The organism is Cuspidothrix issatschenkoi CHARLIE-1 (genome assembly GCF_002934005.1).
Lineage (GTDB): Bacteria > Cyanobacteriota > Cyanobacteriia > Cyanobacteriales > Nostocaceae > Cuspidothrix > Cuspidothrix issatschenkoi.
In genome coordinates this window covers 1-17,267 of record NZ_PGEM01000085.1, presented here as the reverse complement: position 1 = coordinate 17,267, position 17,267 = coordinate 1, and the positions used below count along the sequence as shown (strand labels likewise).

General features: G+C 38.1%; 19 protein-coding genes and 1 pseudogene. 12 read left to right on the top strand and 8 right to left on the bottom strand.

The features are described from left to right. Window positions 1-253: MerR family DNA-binding transcriptional regulator (locus tag CUN59_RS12705; protein ID WP_133164020.1), on the bottom strand; the 253-nt coding region annotated here is incomplete at its 3' end. A gap of 187 nt (window positions 254-440) precedes the next feature. On the opposite strand from CUN59_RS12705, the gene CUN59_RS12700 reads away from it, so the two are divergent. The 3 genes from CUN59_RS12700 (at window position 441) to CUN59_RS12690 (ending at window position 3,335) form a co-directional block, all read left to right on the top strand. Further along, the gene (locus tag CUN59_RS12700) at window positions 441-1,598 is read left to right on the top strand and encodes an aminotransferase class V-fold PLP-dependent enzyme (RefSeq protein ID WP_104388195.1); all 1,158 of its coding nucleotides are present in this window, start codon (window positions 441-443) and stop codon (window positions 1,596-1,598) included. 227 nt (window positions 1,599-1,825) lie between these two features. After that, on the top strand, window positions 1,826-2,911 hold the full coding sequence (locus CUN59_RS12695; RefSeq protein ID WP_104388194.1) for a glycosyl transferase: 1,086 nt from the start codon (window positions 1,826-1,828) through the stop codon (window positions 2,909-2,911). A gap of 7 nt (window positions 2,912-2,918) precedes the next feature. Next, window positions 2,919-3,335, top strand: a complete 417-nt coding sequence (locus CUN59_RS12690; protein WP_104388193.1) for a secondary thiamine-phosphate synthase enzyme YjbQ — start codon at window positions 2,919-2,921, stop codon at window positions 3,333-3,335. Window positions 3,336-3,478: 143 nt separating this feature from the next. Here CUN59_RS12690 and rppA read toward each other — a convergent pair whose 3' ends face one another. Continuing rightward, the gene (gene rppA, locus CUN59_RS12680; RefSeq protein ID WP_104388191.1) at window positions 3,479-4,171 is read right to left on the bottom strand and encodes a two-component system response regulator RppA; all 693 of its coding nucleotides are present in this window, start codon (window positions 4,169-4,171) and stop codon (window positions 3,479-3,481) included. Between the two features lie 204 nt (window positions 4,172-4,375). Between rppA and hisG the strand changes: the two genes are divergently transcribed. Then, the gene (gene hisG / locus CUN59_RS12675) at window positions 4,376-5,020 is read left to right on the top strand and encodes an ATP phosphoribosyltransferase (protein ID WP_104388190.1); all 645 of its coding nucleotides are present in this window, start codon (window positions 4,376-4,378) and stop codon (window positions 5,018-5,020) included. Window positions 5,021-5,191: 171 nt separating this feature from the next. Here hisG and CUN59_RS12670 read toward each other — a convergent pair whose 3' ends face one another. Together CUN59_RS12670 and CUN59_RS12665 are read right to left on the bottom strand one after the other, a co-directional pair. Further along, window positions 5,192-6,559: a cytochrome c biogenesis protein gene (locus tag CUN59_RS12670; RefSeq protein ID WP_104388189.1), complete on the bottom strand. Its 1,368-nt coding sequence runs from the start codon at window positions 6,557-6,559 to the stop codon at window positions 5,192-5,194. Window positions 6,560-6,562: 3 nt separating this feature from the next. Beyond that, a complete protein-coding gene (locus CUN59_RS12665; protein ID WP_104388188.1) occupies window positions 6,563-7,303 on the bottom strand; it encodes a cytochrome c biogenesis protein CcdA in 741 nt (246 codons plus the stop codon). Between the two features lie 236 nt (window positions 7,304-7,539). On the opposite strand from CUN59_RS12665, the gene CUN59_RS12660 reads away from it, so the two are divergent. Then, complete coding sequence (locus tag CUN59_RS12660; protein ID WP_104388187.1) at window positions 7,540-7,956, top strand: NUDIX hydrolase; 417 nt, start codon at window positions 7,540-7,542, stop codon at window positions 7,954-7,956. 81 nt (window positions 7,957-8,037) lie between these two features. On the opposite strand, the gene CUN59_RS12655 is transcribed toward CUN59_RS12660, so the two are convergent. From CUN59_RS12655 to psaK, 3 genes and pseudogenes are all read right to left on the bottom strand, one after another. Next, entirely contained in the window at window positions 8,038-8,532 is a 495-nt protein-coding gene (locus CUN59_RS12655) for an ureidoglycolate lyase (protein ID WP_104388186.1), read from the bottom strand. A gap of 194 nt (window positions 8,533-8,726) precedes the next feature. Beyond that, on the bottom strand, window positions 8,727-10,070 hold the full coding sequence (locus CUN59_RS12650; protein ID WP_104388185.1) for a protein kinase domain-containing protein: 1,344 nt from the start codon (window positions 10,068-10,070) through the stop codon (window positions 8,727-8,729). Window positions 10,071-10,783: 713 nt separating this feature from the next. Next, window positions 10,784-11,045, bottom strand: a pseudogene (gene psaK / locus CUN59_RS12645) (photosystem I reaction center subunit PsaK). Between the two features lie 227 nt (window positions 11,046-11,272). On the opposite strand from psaK, the gene CUN59_RS12640 reads away from it, so the two are divergent. Continuing rightward, entirely contained in the window at window positions 11,273-11,698 is a 426-nt protein-coding gene (locus tag CUN59_RS12640; RefSeq protein WP_104388184.1) for a SufE family protein, read from the top strand. Between the two features lie 388 nt (window positions 11,699-12,086). Then, window positions 12,087-12,608 (top strand): hypothetical protein, encoded by a 522-nt coding sequence (locus CUN59_RS12635; protein WP_104388183.1) that lies wholly within the window; start codon window positions 12,087-12,089, stop codon window positions 12,606-12,608. Window positions 12,609-12,711: 103 nt separating this feature from the next. On the opposite strand, the gene CUN59_RS12630 is transcribed toward CUN59_RS12635, so the two are convergent. After that, window positions 12,712-13,599, bottom strand: a complete 888-nt coding sequence (locus CUN59_RS12630) for an alpha/beta fold hydrolase (protein WP_104388182.1) — start codon at window positions 13,597-13,599, stop codon at window positions 12,712-12,714. Between the two features lie 114 nt (window positions 13,600-13,713). Between CUN59_RS12630 and CUN59_RS12625 the strand changes: the two genes are divergently transcribed. From CUN59_RS12625 to CUN59_RS12605, 5 genes are all read left to right on the top strand, one after another. Next, a complete protein-coding gene (locus CUN59_RS12625; protein ID WP_104388181.1) occupies window positions 13,714-14,025 on the top strand; it encodes a carbon dioxide-concentrating mechanism protein CcmK in 312 nt (103 codons plus the stop codon). A gap of 88 nt (window positions 14,026-14,113) precedes the next feature. Continuing rightward, the gene (locus tag CUN59_RS12620) at window positions 14,114-14,464 is read left to right on the top strand and encodes a carbon dioxide-concentrating mechanism protein CcmK (protein WP_104388180.1); all 351 of its coding nucleotides are present in this window, start codon (window positions 14,114-14,116) and stop codon (window positions 14,462-14,464) included. A 263-nt stretch (window positions 14,465-14,727) separates the two neighbouring features. Then, entirely contained in the window at window positions 14,728-15,915 is a 1,188-nt protein-coding gene (locus CUN59_RS12615) for a HetZ-related protein 2 (RefSeq protein WP_104388179.1), read from the top strand. 115 nt (window positions 15,916-16,030) lie between these two features. After that, window positions 16,031-16,951: a class I SAM-dependent methyltransferase gene (locus tag CUN59_RS12610; RefSeq protein ID WP_104388178.1), complete on the top strand. Its 921-nt coding sequence runs from the start codon at window positions 16,031-16,033 to the stop codon at window positions 16,949-16,951. A 216-nt stretch (window positions 16,952-17,167) separates the two neighbouring features. Then, window positions 17,168-17,267, top strand: a 100-nt coding sequence (locus CUN59_RS12605; protein WP_165790194.1) for a helix-turn-helix domain-containing protein, incomplete at its 3' end; no start/stop codon positions are given.

Below are 17,267 nucleotides of genomic sequence, written 5' to 3'. Positions count from 1 at the left end.
GGTCTGGGTAGAGGGATTGCATATAGGCGATTTGTCTATCAAGGTCATCTCGCTGTTTTGAGGAACTAACCCGACAGTAGCAAATAGTGGGAGTTCTAATTGAATCGCCCCTGATGTATGATTCGACATCGTACAATCTTTGTCCTGCTGGGTTTTTAATGCTTTTGATTTTCCCTTCATCTGCATATCTCCTCAAGGTATTTGGATGCAATCCCAGAAATTCGACCGCTTTTCTAAGTGGTATGTATGCCATAGGTAAAGTATAGCATTAGTTAGTATTCGTTGGCAAATATTTAACTAGCTAATTTCCTTCTGCCTCTGGTTGGTGAGCAACTTGTACTGAGCTTGCGATATCATGGGCTAGTCGAAGGGTTGAAGTAAGTCGAACCACTGCCTCCTGCCTCCTGCTATAAATTAGATGATATATTTCTACTCATTCTATGAACAAGCTGCATCACCATCGCGCACAATTTCCCGCTTTAGCCAATAAGGTTTATTTTAACTATGGTGGCCAGGGTCCAATGGCTCAAGGGGCTATGGATGCTATTACTGAGGCTATGAAATATATTCAAGATATCGGACCCTTTGGGAATGAGGCTTACCGTTGGATTTCACCGCAAATGCAAGGTAGTCGGGAGGCGATCGCATCTTTATTAAATGTTCCCAGTGATACAATTACTCTCACGGGTAATGTGACCGTTGGCTGTAATATCGCTATGTGGGGTATTGAGTGGCAAGCGGGTGATCATTTGCTGCTTTCTGACTGCGAACACCCTGGCGTTATCGCTACTGCCCAGGAAATTGCCCGTAGATTTGGGATAGAAGTTACAACTTGTCCAATTATGGCAACTTTAAATGGGGGAGATCCTGTCGGTATTATTGCTGATCATCTGCTTCCCCAAACTCGCTTAGTGGTGTTGAGTCATGTATTATGGAATACGGGTCAAGTTTTGCCCATTGATAAAATTGTAGCAGTATGCAGAAGTAATAATTCTCGATTATTGATAGATGCGGCTCAATCTGTGGGCGTTCTGCCTTTGGATTTAACAGCGTTGGGTGTAGATTTTTATGCCTTTACTGGTCATAAATGGTTATGTGGACCTGCTGGTGTGGGTGGTTTATATGTGCATCCTGAAGCTAGAGAAAGTTTACATCCTACCTATATTGGTTTAAATGGCGTAACTACTAATAGTCAAGCCCAACCTACAGGTTGGCAAGCAGATGGACGCAGATATGAAGTTTCTACTTTATCCACGCCACTATATATCAGTTTAACCCAAGCGATCGCCATTCATGAACAATGGGGAACGGCAGAGGAAAGATATCAGCAAATTCTCTACAATAGTGAATATCTCTGGCAGCAATTAAACTCTTTACCTCATGTCAAATGTTTAAAAAATTCACCTCCAGAAAGTGGCCTAGTGTCTTTTCAAGTCACTGATCAACCTAGTTTTAAATTGGTGCAATCTCTAGAAGCCCAAAATATTTTAACTCGGACAATTGCCAATCCTAATTGTATCCGGGTGAGTGTTCATTACCTAACTTTAGCATCAGAAATTGACCAATTAATAGCATCAATATCAAATAGTTTGGGTTGACAAAATAAAGCTAAGATTTACAAGTAAGTAGGTTATACCAATTTCCTATGAAGATGTACATAATCAGACCTCCCTATAGTCCCTCCTTAGTAAGCTACAGTTTAGCCGCCTAAATCCCCCAAACTTGGGGAACTTTGAAATTCTTATTTCCCCAGAATTGGGGGTTAGGGGCATTAAAATCCTCCCTATACCTACTCACATTCTTTTTATTTTCTTCTTTTTAAATCATGGACAGACCAATTATATATATAGCCATTACCAATCATGGTTTTGGTCATGCAACCCGCACAGCTTCCGTCGCTAACACCATTCAAAAATTATGTCCTGAAGCGTTATTAATTTTAGTGACTACTGCACCTCGTTGGTTACTAGAATCTTATATAGAAGGTGATTTTATTTTACGCCCACGGGCGTTTGATTTAGGAGTTATCCAAGCTGATAGTTTAACAATGGATAAACCAGCAACCTTAGAAAAGTTACGAGAAATCAAAAAAAATTACCAATCCTTAATTGCTTCAGAGGTTAATTTTATTCGTCAAAATCGGGTGGATTTAATTCTAGCAGATATTCCCTTTCTGGCGGCGGGATTTGCCCAAGCTGCCAATATTCCTTGTTGGATGATGAGTAATTTTGGCTGGGATTTTATCTATCGAGATTGGGGGGAAGAATTCCTGGAAATTGCCGATTGGATTAGTGATTGGTATGGAAAATGCGATCGCCTCTTTCGTCTCCCGTTCCATGAACCCATGTCAGCATTTGCAAATATCACCGATGTAGGTTTAACTGGCGGTTCTCCCCATTTTACTGTTGATGAATTACGCAATAATTGGGGAATAAATACCTCACCAGAACAAACAATTTTACTCACATTTGGTGGACTAGGTTTACAAGCCATTCCCTATCATAATCTGAGTAAATTTCCTGATTGGCAATTTATTACTTTTGATGTTTCCGCCCCAGATTTACCTAACTTAATTAAAGTCACAAATCGTCAATATCGCCCTGTAGATTTTATGCCGGTTTGTGGGAGAATTATTTCTAAACCTGGATATGGGACATTTTCCGAAGCTACCTGTCTGCAAACACCAGTGGTCACTATTCCCCGTGATGATTTTGCCGAAGCCGCCTTTATATCAGCAGGAATAACTAATTACAATCACCATCAGATTGTCACAGCAGCAGAATTTTTTCAAGGAGATTGGCATTTTCTCCATGACTCACCCCAACCTCCAAAACAAACCCAAATTCTCGATAAAAATGGCAATGAAACAATAGCCCAAGCTGTGATAGATTATTTACACAAAAAAATTTAAACTATCCATGACACACTACCAAAAATTATTAAGAGTTTCCACCAATGGCAAATCATTTCACAATATTACTGCTAAAATTGAAGCCATTGTTGCCGAATCTGGCATAGGAACTGGTCTTTGTAGCTTATTTTTACGCCACACATCAGCTAGTTTAGTTATTCAAGAAAATGCCGATCCTGATGTATTAGTTGATTTAGCTAATTTCATGTCTAAAATAGTCCCAGAAGGTAATTACTATGTTCATGATGCTGAAGGCGCTGATGATATGCCTGGACATATCCGCACAGTATTAACTCATACCTCGGAACAAATTCCCATTAATCGCGGATATTTAGTATTAGGAACATGGCAAGGAATCTATATTTGGGAACATCGTCAACATAATCATGTTCGAGAGTTAGTAGTTCATATTTCTGGCATTTGAATATCCATTAATACCACATCATAATGTTGTCTCCGTAAAGCTATCAATACTTCTAAACCATTAGCAGCTACATCGGGACGATATCCCAGAGGTTGCAAAATATTAACTGAAGCAAAGGATTAAAACTCAGATAACAATGATAGTTATTCAATGACAACAGATCCAAAACGATAACCTTTACCATATACAGTATGAATTAGTGGAGTTTCACCAGCTAGTTCCACCTTACGACGCAATAGACGAATTAAAGCTGCAATGACATTACTGCTAGGTTGTTCTTCATTTTGCCATAAATGCTGCAAAATTTGACCATGAGTCAGCAATTGTCCGGTATTTTCCATGAAGTATTGTAACAATTGACTTTCTTTTTGAGAGAGTTCAATAATTCTCCCGTGACGATAAGCTATTTGATTTTCTATATCCAGTTCTAAATCGGCTACAACTAACTTCCCCGTTGTACTAGTATAAGATTCTGTGCCAGCACGACGTAATAAAGCCCGGACTCTTGCCAATAATTCCCGCAGTTCAAAAGGTTTGACTAAATAATCATCTGCACCTGCGTCTAAACCTTGTACACGGTCATCTAGAGTATCTTTTGCCGTCAAAAATAGTACGGGAGTTATTTTGCCTCGATGACGTAATTCTTGACAAATTTCTAACCCGGTTTTTCCCGGCAACATCCAATCTAAAATGAGTAAATCATAACTACTAGCTTGGGCTAAATTACTGCCATTGATTCCGTCATAGCTGGCATCTACAGTATAACCTTCACGAGTTAACAAGCGACATAAAGGATCAGTTAGTTCAACTTCATCATCAACTAATAAAATTTTCATGGCCGTTGGTAGAAAAGCAGATATATTCTCAATATAGTGAACTGCACACACACAGGACTGACGCAAGTTTCACACCCAAAAATCTTTTGTAGGGTGCGTCAGACTACATAAATCATGTAAATAAGCAGATTTTTGATATCTGACGCACTCTACCAATGTTCCAGTTGTGCAAGTCCTAACACATTAAGAATAACAAAAGAAACAATGTTAACTGTTGCCATACCCAAAGGAGAGCTACTTAAACCTAGTCTCCGCATATTACAATCTGTAGGATTAGATTTTAGTGCTTTTTTAGAATCGGGAAACCGCCAATTGCAAATTCCTGATGTCAGTGGACAAGCAAAAGGTCTATTAGTACGAGCGCAAGATGTACCCGTTTATGTAGAATATGGTCAGGCGCAATTAGGAATTGTGGGTTACGATGTCCTCCGAGAAAAACAGCCTCAAGTTGCCCAATTAGTAGATTTAAAATTTGGCTATTGTCGGATGTCGGTAGCGGTAAAAGCGACCAGTTCCTACAAATCTCCCTTAGATTTACCAGCCCATGGTCGGGTCGCTTCTAAATATGTGAATTGTGCGCGAGAATATTTTCAAGGCTTAGATTTACCTATAGAAATTGTTCCTTTATATGGTTCGGTAGAATTAGGGCCAATTACGGGAATGTCGGAGGCAATTGTTGATATAGTTTCCACAGGTAAGACTTTAAGAGAAAATGGTTTAATTGAGATTGCCACTTTGTATGAAAGCACAGCCAGGTTAATTGTTCATCCTTTAAGTTATCGTTTGAATACAGGTAATTTACATCAATTAATTCAACAAATGCGCTCAGAACTTCTCACCGCAGTTTAATTATTCTAGGTTGGGTAAAACAAGGTGAAACCCAAGGTGATCAAGATTTTGTTGGGTTTCCCAAAACCTTAACCCAACCTTGTATCTTGAGAGAAGTAGAACGGTAGTTCGCCTATACCACCTTCAAGCATACAGATCCTCGACTTCTTAAAGAAGTCGGGGATCTTAAATTTAAGATTTTTTGACGGCACTAAGTTGATCTAAAATTGCTAAAACCTCTTGTTCAAAGGCAACTTGAGCGCGGTTAGTTTTGCCTCCAATATACAAGGTTTTACCTGTTTGTAAAACCCAAATTTGGGAATGGGAAAAATAACTCATGACCACACCCAACATTAATAAAGCAAAACCAATATAAACAATGGGAATACCTGGGTCATATTTAATTTGTAAACCGGTACTACCAATGATATCCAGAATTTGTAAATTTACCCCATTGACAGGTATACCCATACCCGCACGGACTGTACTAATTAATTTACCTTGGGCATCATAAACTAATACCATGCCTTGTAAATCTTTTGCCAGGATGGAAACACCTTCACTTAAATCTGGTTTTGTTGGCATCCAAGTTCCCCACAGTCTGCCTTTACCTTTAGTATCTAATTGTGCCATTGGTAATTGGAAAATGGGACTTTTATTTAATCTCACTCTCAGGCTAGAAATTCCCCAATCTGTTTGATAAAAAACTACACCATGATAACGCAGTGGCTTGTTAACATAAATCTTTTCCTGGTTAACTTCTTTCCCATCATCATCTAATACCGACATATCAGAATAAAATTGGTCAATTCCTCCCGTGGGGGTGTAATCAATCCAAAAACGATTCACCCGCACAGACCAGTCTTTTAACACCTTTTGAGATGACCAAGCACCAGCATCAACAATATTTTTGACCTGAAATGTATCCCCACTCGCAATCATTTCTTGAGCCATAAAACCCGTCATTGATCCCCAGATTCCGCCTAGTAAAATGGCAACTATGCCAATATGAACAATAATCGGGCCTATTTTACCAATTATACCTTTACGGGCATAAAGAATATCATCTTGTTCTTGGAAAATTCGATATTGTTTTTGTTGCAAAATCGGCGTAATAGATGGCAAATCTACATCCTGTAATTCTGCACTCAAGGCTAACTTTTGAAAATTGCGAGGTTCTCCATAATATTGCCATTTTTGAGCAGCTTTTAAGGCTGGCAATTGACGAGTAAAGGTACAAGCTGTTAAACTTGTACCAAATAGAACTAATAAACTCAAAAACCACCAAGTTCTATATACATGATCTAACCCCACTACTTGAATCACTTTCCAAGTTAGGAAACCAAATAAAGCTGGATGTTCGGGATAGTTAGATTGGTAAAATCCTGGGGATTGTCCTTGTTCAATTACAGTACCACTAACACTAAATACAGCAATTACTAATAAGAGAATAATTGCTAAACGTAAATCAGTTAGTACTGGCAGAATTTCCCGGCGGATAAATTTCCCAGGTCTTAACCACCAACTTAATTCTGTGGATGTTGTCTTATCTAAAGTCATTACTTAGAAACTGCCGAAAGGAATGCGAGAAAGCAAGGAAAAAATGCCAAAGCCTACTAATAATGTACCGCTAACAGGATTTATCCAACCTGACCAACGACGCAATTCTAATAGTTTTTTAATAGTTGCCGTAAATGTCCCGGCGACAATTAACGGAACTACATATCCGGCTGTATAAGCAAGTAGCAAAGCCGCACCTAAAATTAAATCTTGAGTATTAGCAATCCAACCTAATAAACTAGCTAAAACTGGTGTACTGCAAGGAGAGGCAACTAAACCAAATGTTAACCCAATAGAGTAGGAACGAACTCCAGAAGGTAAATCGGGAGAAATCCAATTTGTTTCATTTAAGGATGGAAATTGTATGGGTAATGCTTCTAATAAATTCAGTCCCATAACAATAGCAATAACGCTGACAATAATTGGTAAACCAATTCCTACTTGACCGTAGACTTTACCAACTAAACCTGCTATGATTCCCATTCCTGCAAGTGTGGTTGCTAGTCCCAAGGCAAACCAAGTTGATTGGGCTGCTGCTTGTAAGCGGGTTTTAGCTTCATAACCACCAATATAGCCAATGGTAATTGGTAGCATGGATAACATACAAGGGCTGAGGCTGGTCAGCAAGCCCGCCAGGAAAATAATCCCAATACTGATAATACTCAGATGGGTAAGTTGATGAGTAACAAGGGTGTTAGCCAGTTGTTCTAGTTCGTAAACTGTGGTCTCCAGAGTTTCTAGCATGGGTATGTATATATGAAAAATGCTTACTCTGCTTGAATTTTAGCGTATTTTCGGTGATGAAGTGATAACCGTGAGCGTGATCACGTTCCATAGATTCCCGGATATTTATGAAATATTAATGAATTTATGATAAAGATTACTAACTAGATGGCTTATATTCCTGAAGATTATTTTAGTATCATGTCATCATCAAATATTACAAATCAAAACTACTCATTGATCAGGAATCTACGATTATGACTCGAAAAAATAACAAAGTTTTACAACAATCTGGAGTTATCCCCTATCGGGTAAACGAGGGAAAAGTTGAAGTTCTCTTAATTACTACTCGTAAGCGTCAAGGTTGGGTAATTCCTAAAGGTGGACTTTGTAAAGGGATGAGTCCCCATGATTCAGCCGCAAAGGAAGCATGGGAAGAAGCAGGAGTTTTAGGCAGAGTCACAACGGAAAAGTTGGGTAATTATAAATATCGAAAACGGGGCAATACCTATCAAGTAAATTTATTTTTATTGCCTGTAGAAACTGTATTAGAAGATTGGCCAGAAGCCACTGCCAGAGAAAGAAAATGGTTAGAAATTCAACAAGCTGCTAAATTAGTTAAGGAAACTTCACTAAAAAGAATTTTTCAAACTTCATGGGCAATGGATAATTAAGGTAAGGACTAGAACAGCACGGCGTAAATAAAACAACCATGACTTTTCAAATATACTCTTCCTCCTGTCTTCTGCCTCTATTCAAACCATCTCAAAGGTTAAATTATGACTTTTGAGAAAATTATGGGTCAAATGATCTACTACATTGGTATCACTCAATTCTAGATTGTAAAAATCTACAAATTCATGATCAAAATATGGGCCTGCGTGCCAAGTTCCTACTTCTAATTTAATAAAACAATTTCCGGGAATGACAAAAGCGGCAATTTCTGATAATACAGGTTGGTTGATGTGATTATGAGGTGGACAAACTGCCATAAACCACTCTTTACCATCTAGAGAACCTAAACATTGGGTGCATTTGGTATGACGAGTAATTTGGTGAAATTTTCTGCCTTTTTCCTGTAACCGCATAATATAAAAGCGGGGAATACCATTTTCTAGGTTTAATTGTGCATCTTCATGATCAAAATTCTTGCCATCTTTGCTGGCATAAATTACTTGTCCATAGGGTTGAAAATTTTCTGGTGTAATTAGTTGTAATGGTAATTGTTGTATTGTTGGTAATGTACTCATAGTTTTATAGAAGAGAACAGGGAACAGGGTTGATACTTGGACATTATTGCTTTTGACAAATTTGTAAGTATTCAGTAAGTATTCAACTATAGTGATCGTTCATGGCCAGATCCCCGACTTCTTTTATTGATTGTGTCTATATGATCACAGAGGTCGGGGATCTTTGTACCTCACCTGAATTCTTACACAAATTTTTAGATGGCATCTAGTAATGCTTGTTTAAATTGTTCTGCTGTTTGAAAATGAATTTGTGGTTTTTCTTGCAATGCTAAATCTATCACATCAGCTAATTTTTTTGGAATACTATTATTTCGCTGACGAATAGGCACAGGTTTGTTTTGCAGAACTGATAACCAAGGATCACCAGTAAAATCGCGGGGGAAATATCCTGTTAACAAATTATATAAACAAGCTGCTGTTGCCCAAATATCAATTTCTGGTAACTCATGTTTAAAGTCTAGTACCTGTTGTCGGGGCATAAATGCGGGTGTTCCGGTTTTTGTACCTGTTAAAGTTTGTCCACTTAAACCAGCTAAGTCAAAGGCTTTAGATAAACCATAATCTCCTATTTTTACTTCTAGTTCATCATTTATTTGACTAATTAAAATATTATTCGGTTTTAAATCTTGATGAACTAAACCTTTAGCTTGATTCAATTTCTCATGATCTAATTGCATACGAGGAACTGCTACACTATGGGCATATATTAAACCTTCTAAAACTTGAATAGTAATATCTACAGCAGTTTTCAGGGGTAAACGCCATCCTGATTTTTGCATTAAGTCCCAAACGTTGCCACCAGGAAAATATTCCATGATCAAAAAGAAAGCATTTTCTGCAAAGCCATAATCAAATAATTGGACGATGTTATCATGTTGTAACATCTTGATATTTTCTGTTGCTTGTAAAAACATTTTTACTCCCCGGGTATTAATAGTAACCGCAGGTATCATAATTTTGATAGCAACCAGTTTCTTGGTGTGAATATGTTGGGCTAAAAATACTTCGCCAAAACCTCCTTTACCTAATGATTTGATCAGTTTATATCCAGATAAAGTCTGAAGTTTGGTATGATTTTTTTGAGCTAGTTCTAGGAGGTTTTGAAAAATTATTAGACAATTAGGGTTATTTTTTGCTGTTGGAGGAATTATATCTGATTTTTTCTCTAATTCTGGTTCGGCTTCTACCTCGATTTTGAAGAGAATATCACCTAATCTAATTTCATCCCCATTTTGTAGGTTATATTCGGGAAAATTTAATTTTACGGCTTCTTTAGCGGTTTGTTCCCGTTGTCTTTGTCCGATTTTTTTGCCGTTAACAAAAGTACCATTTAAACTGCCTAAGTCTCGCACCCGAATATCTGGAGGGTTAATATCTAGTAAGCAGTGATAACGGGAAATTGTCATATCAACTGCATCTGCTATTTGCAAGTTACAATCGTCGTTTCTACCAACGATACAAGTGCTGCGAGATGCAAAAATATATTGTTTTCCAGACAGTTTACCCTGGGTGATGGTGAGTATAATTTTAGATGACATTTTTAATATAGCAAAATTCAGGACTCAGGAATCAGGAATGAAAGTTTCTTGATGTATGGCTGTTTGAGGCTAGGTAGGTATCTGATGTCGGTACATACTAGGGAAGTAAATACCACTATAAATAATTTAACCTTGAATATAATACTCTTTACCATAATTTTCGTAATCTTATCTGTTGGGGTTATAGGATTTCTGGATGAAGGTGCGCTTTATTTTTCCCTCTAGATACGTTTCTGACAGAGTTTGTATGCGATCGCAGTCTTGAATATGAATTATAGTAACAGACGCAGGGAATAAGTAGACGAGAATAAATGAAAGTAGATTAAGTGGCGTTCCTGAAACCAGGTATGAATTAAGGCGTAGAGACGTTCCGGTGGAATGTCTCTAGAACGAAAAATAAATTTTATGAAAGTTTTAAATTTTTTACAAAAAGTAATATTTACCAGCAATTTTCCCCTAGTCTTAGCAGGTGGATTGAGTTTGTGTAGTAGCAAATTATATTTGTCAAGAACTTTTGGAATATCCTCTGAAATCAAATATAGGAATCAGGTTTTATTTTTTATAAACATCTAAATGGAAACAGGAAGAAGGAAAATATGGCATTGCGAAAATGGAGGATGATTTTTGTATTGTCATGGCGAGTATAATCCTCAAAATGGCAATTTATCCCCAAATTCAGCAACGCCGCCAGTACATTTCCTAAGGAGAAAAACCTAAATTTTACCGATGTAATGCAGTCCTAAAATGATACCTGCTCCCAAAATATGCCCAAAGGAAGCAGTTGCTAATACCACAGGTAAACCAAAACCACTAAAAAATTGAGGTGCTGGTAATTCTGGCTGAGAGTTAGAATATTGAATGGTAAATTTGCCCATAGCGATCGCCAAGATATTTAGCAATAATCATAATTATCCCCACATTAGGACTCCATTCCAGAGGTGCGGTAGCAGTAGCCAGCAAGATTAAAGTTAACATCTAATTTACTCCTGAGATTTTTGGATGCTTGACAATATCATCTAAATATTCGCTTAGAAAAATCTATATCATGGCTTACTTTGTAGCAAAGTTTAACACTTATTTTCAATTCATCATGAAAACCAATACCTAACTGAATCCCTATTTTTGATCCTGACTATTATACTGGCACTATCAGAAAAACCGAGTAATTGCTAAAATAAGATTAATTATTTTCTGAATTAATCATGTCCTCAACTCTTGATTCCTTACCAGCAGCACTTAATAAAATTGTCCAACGCTTTCAACGCGCTACAGAACCAAAACGACGCTATGAACAGTTAATTTGGTATGCTCAAAAGCTACCAGAGTTTCCTGAATCTGGTAAAATTCCCGAAAATAAAGTGGCTGGTTGTGTGTCTCAAGTATATGTAACTGCATCTTTAGAAGATGGTAAAGTCATGTTTCAGGGTGATTCTGATTCCCAATTAACTAAGGGATTATTGGCATTATTAATAGAAGGATTAAATGGTTCAACACCTACAGAAATAGTCCAACTTACCCCTGATTTTATTCAAGAAACTGGTTTAAATGTCAGTTTGACACCTTCCCGCGCTAATGGGTTTTATAACATTTTCAAAACCATGCAAAAAAAAGCCTTAGAATGTCAGTGAGAAAATTAAACTCATCCAAGTTAAAAACTGGAGTTTTTTACAAGGGAGTAAGAATTCAGATGGGGAAATAAGATCCCCGACTTCTGTGATTAATTGATCATTTATGGACACAATCAATAAAAGAAGTCGGGGATCTGGGTATAAACAAGTTCTATAGCTGAATACTTACAAAAGGGAACAGGGAATAGGGAAGAGTATAGGATTTGGGAATAAAACCTAATTTTTTTGTGGTAACATCTAGGCTTATGGCAGGGAACAGGGAATAGGGAATAGGGAACAGAGTTGAAAATCATGAGAGTGTATAGTTTTTTAGGTAAATTCTGTATCTCATTCAAGTGCATACCGCTATATACTTAAATTATGATCACATAATGGAGTTTATAATCTAATGCCTAAAAAAAATCTTTCTAACCTCATACAAGAAGAAGCACAAAAATTTACACCCCTACAAGGTGAACCTGTGATTGAAGTTGCTGCTGAAGCAGTATTAGAAACACAAACACTCACTACAGAAATTCCTGCTTCTCCTAGTAATAAAGAATTAGAATTAGAAGCGAGAATTGAAGAATTACAACAAACAGTTTCTACATTAAAACAAAAACAAGCTACTCTTCAAAACAAAATCAGCGATTTAAAAATAGTTGTTACAGAAAAAGATGCGTTAGTCGAACGCTTAACAATAGAACTCCAGGAAACAAAACAAACCGCCCTCCAACTAGCAGATTCTAATTCTCAGTTGTTGGAAGAAGTTAAAGTGTTTAAACAACCTCATCAACAAACTAGTGAACAAGCTACTCAAATTTCTAAATCCATTCAATACAAAAAATCCCATAGATCCATAGAAAGACTTCAAGAAAAACCAACTCAAGATAGTGAGGATTTTTCCAAGAATACTTGGTTATATGATTGAAGCAAGAATTCAGGAGTCAGTAGTTCCACTGGAACGTCTGTACAGGAGTTCGGAAGGAAAACTCATTTTATTTTTCCTGATGAATTATGTGTGTTAGATGAAATTAATTCCGAAATTCTAAGATATGTTGGGCAACAATTTGAGATTGTTCTAAATGGGGGATATGACCACAATCTTTAATCCAAATCAGTTTACTTTGGTGAATTGCTTTCGCAAATTTGGGAGCGTCCCTAGTTCCCAAAATTTTATCACTATCGCCCCATAAAATTAAAGTTGGTTGTTCAATTTGGGCAAGTTGGTTAAATTTAAAAGCACTATAACCGCCACTTTTGGTAAAAGCAATTAAAGCTTGAGTCCAATTAGGCATTTGTAAATGTAACTCTCCGCAGCATAAAGCATCCTCAGATATCAGATCAGGATTTTTATATGCGGTTCGACAAATGCGATCGCGCACCTTGGGATTGCGTAAAAATTCCGTCGCCCAATAATCTAAAGGCGGAAATATATATTTAGCTAAGGGAGAATTTCCCTTTAAGCCGGCGCTATCCATTAACACCAGTTGTTTTACCACTTCTGGATAGGTGAGGGTAAAATCTATAGCCGCAGCACCACCCATAGAAGCACCCACCAAAATCACTGGCTGATTTATCAAAGTTTGCCAAAACGAGTAAAGATGGGTTTTAATTGCTTTAGCACTGTAATCAATACCTGATAATCTGTCCGTAAAGCCAAATCCCCATAAATCTACAGCCCAAACTGCGTTATGTGCAGCTAGTAAAGGCAACAAGCGGCGATATTCTAATACCGAACTATCAAAACCGTGAATTAAAAGAACAGGTGTACCACCGTTACCGTGATGGACATAAGTAGTATTAATAGGTTCATTAGCTAAAGGTGTAGAAATCGCCTGACGTTGGATATTTTTAGCCAAAGCGATAGAAGTGGGTTCTGTGAGTTGCCCCACTGCGGCAGGAAGAAAATTTGCAAACATAAACCTCAGTGTACAACAGGCAGAGAGAAAAGAAAATTTCCCCAAAAATTCAAATAGGGTACAAAATCCTCGTAAAATAAAAATCACTTATCCTTAACGCAGGAGATTTCAGTCATGCCAATGGCCGTTGGCGCAATTGAAACATTAGGTTTTCCCGCAGTCTTAGCATCTGCTGATGCTATGGTTAAAGCTGCTGCTGTCACCTTGGTATACTACGGTATCGCCGAAAGTGGCCGCATGATAGTGGCTGTCAGAGGACAGGTAGCCGAAGTGAAAACAGCCGTAGCGGCTGGTATTGTGGCTGGTGAAGCAGCCTATGGTGGTCAAGTTATTACCCACTATATTATTCCCAACCCCCCGGAAAATGTAGAAACAGTTTTACCGATCCACTTTACGTCCAAATCTGAGCCTTTCCGTATTTTCTAAGTAAGTTCGCTATCAAAAATTGAAGCCCAACTTCATAAACATAATTTGTAGCAACCTATAACTTTATATTCATAAGAGGAGATTAAAAATGTCACTACAGGCTGTCGGATCACTAGAAACCAAAGGTTTCCCCGCCGTTCTCGCCGCCGCAGACGCAATGGTAAAAGCCGGTCGAGTTACTCTTGTTGGTTATATCAGAGTTGGTAGCGCCCGCTTCACAGTCAATATTCGTGGTGATGTTTCGGAAGTGAAAGCTGCTATGGCCGCTGGGGTAGAAGCTGCTGAAAATGTTTATGGTGGTACTCTCGAATCTTGGGTAATTATTCCCCGTCCCCATGAAAACGTTGAAGCTGTATTACCTATCGCTTATACAGCAGATGTTCAACAATATCGAGAATCTGTAGAAAATCCTATCATTAGCAGTTCTAACAGAAGCTAAGAGAATTCAGGGGTCACCGAGTCAGGGGTCAGGAGTCACCGAGTCAGGAAAAAGAAATATATAAATTTCTCTCCCTGTCAACTGTCAACTGTCACCTACTTCTTGGTAATTCCGATCACTGACTAAAGTTCAGTGATCTCTGTCACAGTACATTTACGAGCTATTTATAGTAATATCTTAACTCATCAGTAATCAGCAAAATATCAGCAATTACCTATGATCAACTACCAAAAAAATAATCAAAGTTAACTATTTAAGTCAAAATGGCGGTTGTGATGCAGACTTTACAACAGAGTTTCGAGGAGCGCAATATCGCTATGACACAAGAAAGGGTAAATTTAGCCCAATATTGGCAACAGCGACTCGCTATAGAATGTCCCGAAGAAAATCAAGCAACTAAACAAAGTATTATTTCCTGGCTGTTAGGTGCCGATTTAGAACGATTTGATACGCTGAATATCAAAGAATTGGACATTGCTAAACAAGCAATGGAATATCGGTGGCGGATTCTACAAAAGCGGTATTTAGGCACAAGCAGAGAACGGGCTTATCGGCAATTAATTACTCGTTTGGGTAGTGTAGTTGCTATTAGAAACAAAATCCAAACTTGGGTATCTCTGAGCCGCGATCGCCAACGTAGCGTGGTTGATGTATTGCAAGAAGTTCTCCAGGAATTAATGCAAAGTGATTCATATATTCAACAACAAATGACTCACATTGCTGCATTAACCACAGATAAAAGATTACGGGATACATTGTTATTTGCCAGTATTGAAGAATATTGTTTACGTCCAGTACGAAATCAACCGATTTTAATGTACCGCTTTGTTAATTACCTGCGGCGTATTCAACGTGGTGGTTTAACACAAGTACCCACCAGTGAATTAGTGAAACTTGTTTCCGAAGAAGTGCTGGCAGAAAACAATGATAACCCAGTTAGTTTAGTAGATAATCAAGCGATCGCTCAATATCAAGAAAACCGACACCTGGAAGAACAACAAGCCAGTCGTCAAAGTGTCCAGGAAGAATTTGAACAATATTTATTAAAAAATATTGGCCAACAAGCAGTAGACTGGTTGCGCTTATATCTGCAAGGTAAATCTCAGGAAGAAATTGCCAAAAAACTCAACAAACCCATTCAAGAAGTCTATAGACTGCGGGAAAAACTCAGTTATCATGCCGTGCGCGTTTTTGCCATCAAAGGCCAACCAGAACTGGTTGAAAACTGGCTTTCTATCTCTTTACAGGAACATCATCTAGGTTTAACAGAAGCTAAATGGCAACAACTTGAACAACAATTAAGCCCCTTATCCCAACAAGTTCTCAGCCTTCGCAAAGCTGGTAACTCCATAGAAGCGATCGCCCAACAGTTACAAATTAAACCCCATCAAGTCCTAGGTGAATGGACAAAAATTTATCTTGCCGCCCAAACCCTGAGAACTCAAAACTAACTTGGTAGTTAATCCTCAAAATCAGATAGGATTGCTATATAGAATCATAGATATAGACTCAACCGCAGCAAATATGTCATAAGTAAAAAATAGTCTCAAAGACAAAAATTGATTTATGACTACCACCATCAACACTGCTCCTGATTTAGCTTCCCGTTTCGTCAATGGCATCTTGGCTATTAAACCCTTAGCTAATTTTGCTAAACATCAAGCAAGAGACATGATGATTAAACGCGCCCAGAGAATAGGAGTTCCCTGGATGGAGGAAGTTGATCAACTGCAAAAGCGTGATTGGACGAATGATTGGGCGAAGGTAGAGAATCCCCAAATCAATTATCCAGAATACTATTTCCGGCCATTTCATGCTTATGAGGGAGGAGATTTAAGTTGGCAAGCGGCTTTTGAGTTAGAAGTAGCTGCTCGCACTGTCCATGCCAGTATTTGGACTGAAGCCGGAGCGCAAGGAGATGCTAAACTGCGTCAAAGTTACCATGATATTCTGAGTCAGCAAATTTCCCCGGCACCCCAAGATATTTTAGATTTAGGATGTGCTGTGGGATTAAGTACCTTTGCTCTCCAAACAGTTTATCCTCAAGCAAAAGTCACTGGTTTAGATTTATCTCCCTATTTTTTGGCTGTCGCTAACTATCGTAGTCAAGAACGCCAAGCTAATATTAACTGGGTGCATAGTCAAGCTGAGTCTACAGGTATTGTAGATGCTTCCTTTGATTTGGTTTCGATTTTTCTGATGTGTCATGAGTTACCCCAGTCAGCAACTCACAAGATTTTTGCGGAAGCTAGGCGTATTTTACGTCCTGGTGGCCATTTAGCAATTATGGACATGAATCCCAAATCAGAAATTTACAAACAAATGCCAACTTATATTTTGACGTTGCTCAAAAGCACTGAACCTTATTTAGATGAATATTTCAGTTTGGATATTGAAAAAGCCTTAGTTGGGGCTGGTTTCCAAACTCCTAGTATTACTAGCAATAGTCCCCGTCATCGGACTATTATTGCTCAGGTGAATGGCTAATTGATTTAACTACTACGCCGTAAGTCCCCCACTGAATTTGGTACTCCTAATCAGTGGCGGGATATAAGGCGGGAAAAACCGAAATCGTTCTCAATCAATACGAGGCATAGCCAAGTAAGAGCAAAGAACATTTGAGGTTTTTCCAATATTATGTATTACGCCCTTGTCAAAAATAATATATCATGCTAAAATAAATTTATCAAGGAGGTGATTTGAGTGCTACACAAGGCTGTTCAAGTTCGTATATACCCATCTAAAGAACAAGAAACACAACTAGCGCAAGCTTTTGGATGTGCTAGATGGTGGTGGAATTATG

Bases quoted from the DNA above. Each gene is read 5' to 3' on its own strand.
- CUN59_RS12700 (WP_104388195.1), top strand. From the start codon at position 441: ATGAACAAGCTGCATCACCATCGCGCACAATTTCCCGCTTTAGCCAAT.
- CUN59_RS12695 (WP_104388194.1), top strand. From the start codon at position 1,826: ATGGACAGACCAATTATATATATAGCCATTACCAATCATGGTTTTGGT.
- CUN59_RS12690 (WP_104388193.1), top strand. From the start codon at position 2,919: ATGACACACTACCAAAAATTATTAAGAGTTTCCACCAATGGCAAATCA.
- rppA (WP_104388191.1), bottom strand. From the start codon at position 4,171: ATGAAAATTTTATTAGTTGATGATGAAGTTGAACTAACTGATCCTTTA.
- hisG (WP_104388190.1), top strand. From the start codon at position 4,376: ATGTTAACTGTTGCCATACCCAAAGGAGAGCTACTTAAACCTAGTCTC.
- CUN59_RS12670 (WP_104388189.1), bottom strand. From the start codon at position 6,559: ATGACTTTAGATAAGACAACATCCACAGAATTAAGTTGGTGGTTAAGA.
- CUN59_RS12665 (WP_104388188.1), bottom strand. From the start codon at position 7,303: ATGCTAGAAACTCTGGAGACCACAGTTTACGAACTAGAACAACTGGCT.
- CUN59_RS12660 (WP_104388187.1), top strand. From the start codon at position 7,540: ATGACTCGAAAAAATAACAAAGTTTTACAACAATCTGGAGTTATCCCC.
- CUN59_RS12655 (WP_104388186.1), bottom strand. From the start codon at position 8,532: ATGAGTACATTACCAACAATACAACAATTACCATTACAACTAATTACA.
- CUN59_RS12650 (WP_104388185.1), bottom strand. From the start codon at position 10,070: ATGTCATCTAAAATTATACTCACCATCACCCAGGGTAAACTGTCTGGA.
- CUN59_RS12640 (WP_104388184.1), top strand. From the start codon at position 11,273: ATGTCCTCAACTCTTGATTCCTTACCAGCAGCACTTAATAAAATTGTC.
- CUN59_RS12635 (WP_104388183.1), top strand. From the start codon at position 12,087: ATGCCTAAAAAAAATCTTTCTAACCTCATACAAGAAGAAGCACAAAAA.
- CUN59_RS12630 (WP_104388182.1), bottom strand. From the start codon at position 13,599: ATGTTTGCAAATTTTCTTCCTGCCGCAGTGGGGCAACTCACAGAACCC.
- CUN59_RS12625 (WP_104388181.1), top strand. From the start codon at position 13,714: ATGCCAATGGCCGTTGGCGCAATTGAAACATTAGGTTTTCCCGCAGTC.
- CUN59_RS12620 (WP_104388180.1), top strand. From the start codon at position 14,114: ATGTCACTACAGGCTGTCGGATCACTAGAAACCAAAGGTTTCCCCGCC.
- CUN59_RS12615 (WP_104388179.1), top strand. From the start codon at position 14,728: ATGGCGGTTGTGATGCAGACTTTACAACAGAGTTTCGAGGAGCGCAAT.
- CUN59_RS12610 (WP_104388178.1), top strand. From the start codon at position 16,031: ATGACTACCACCATCAACACTGCTCCTGATTTAGCTTCCCGTTTCGTC.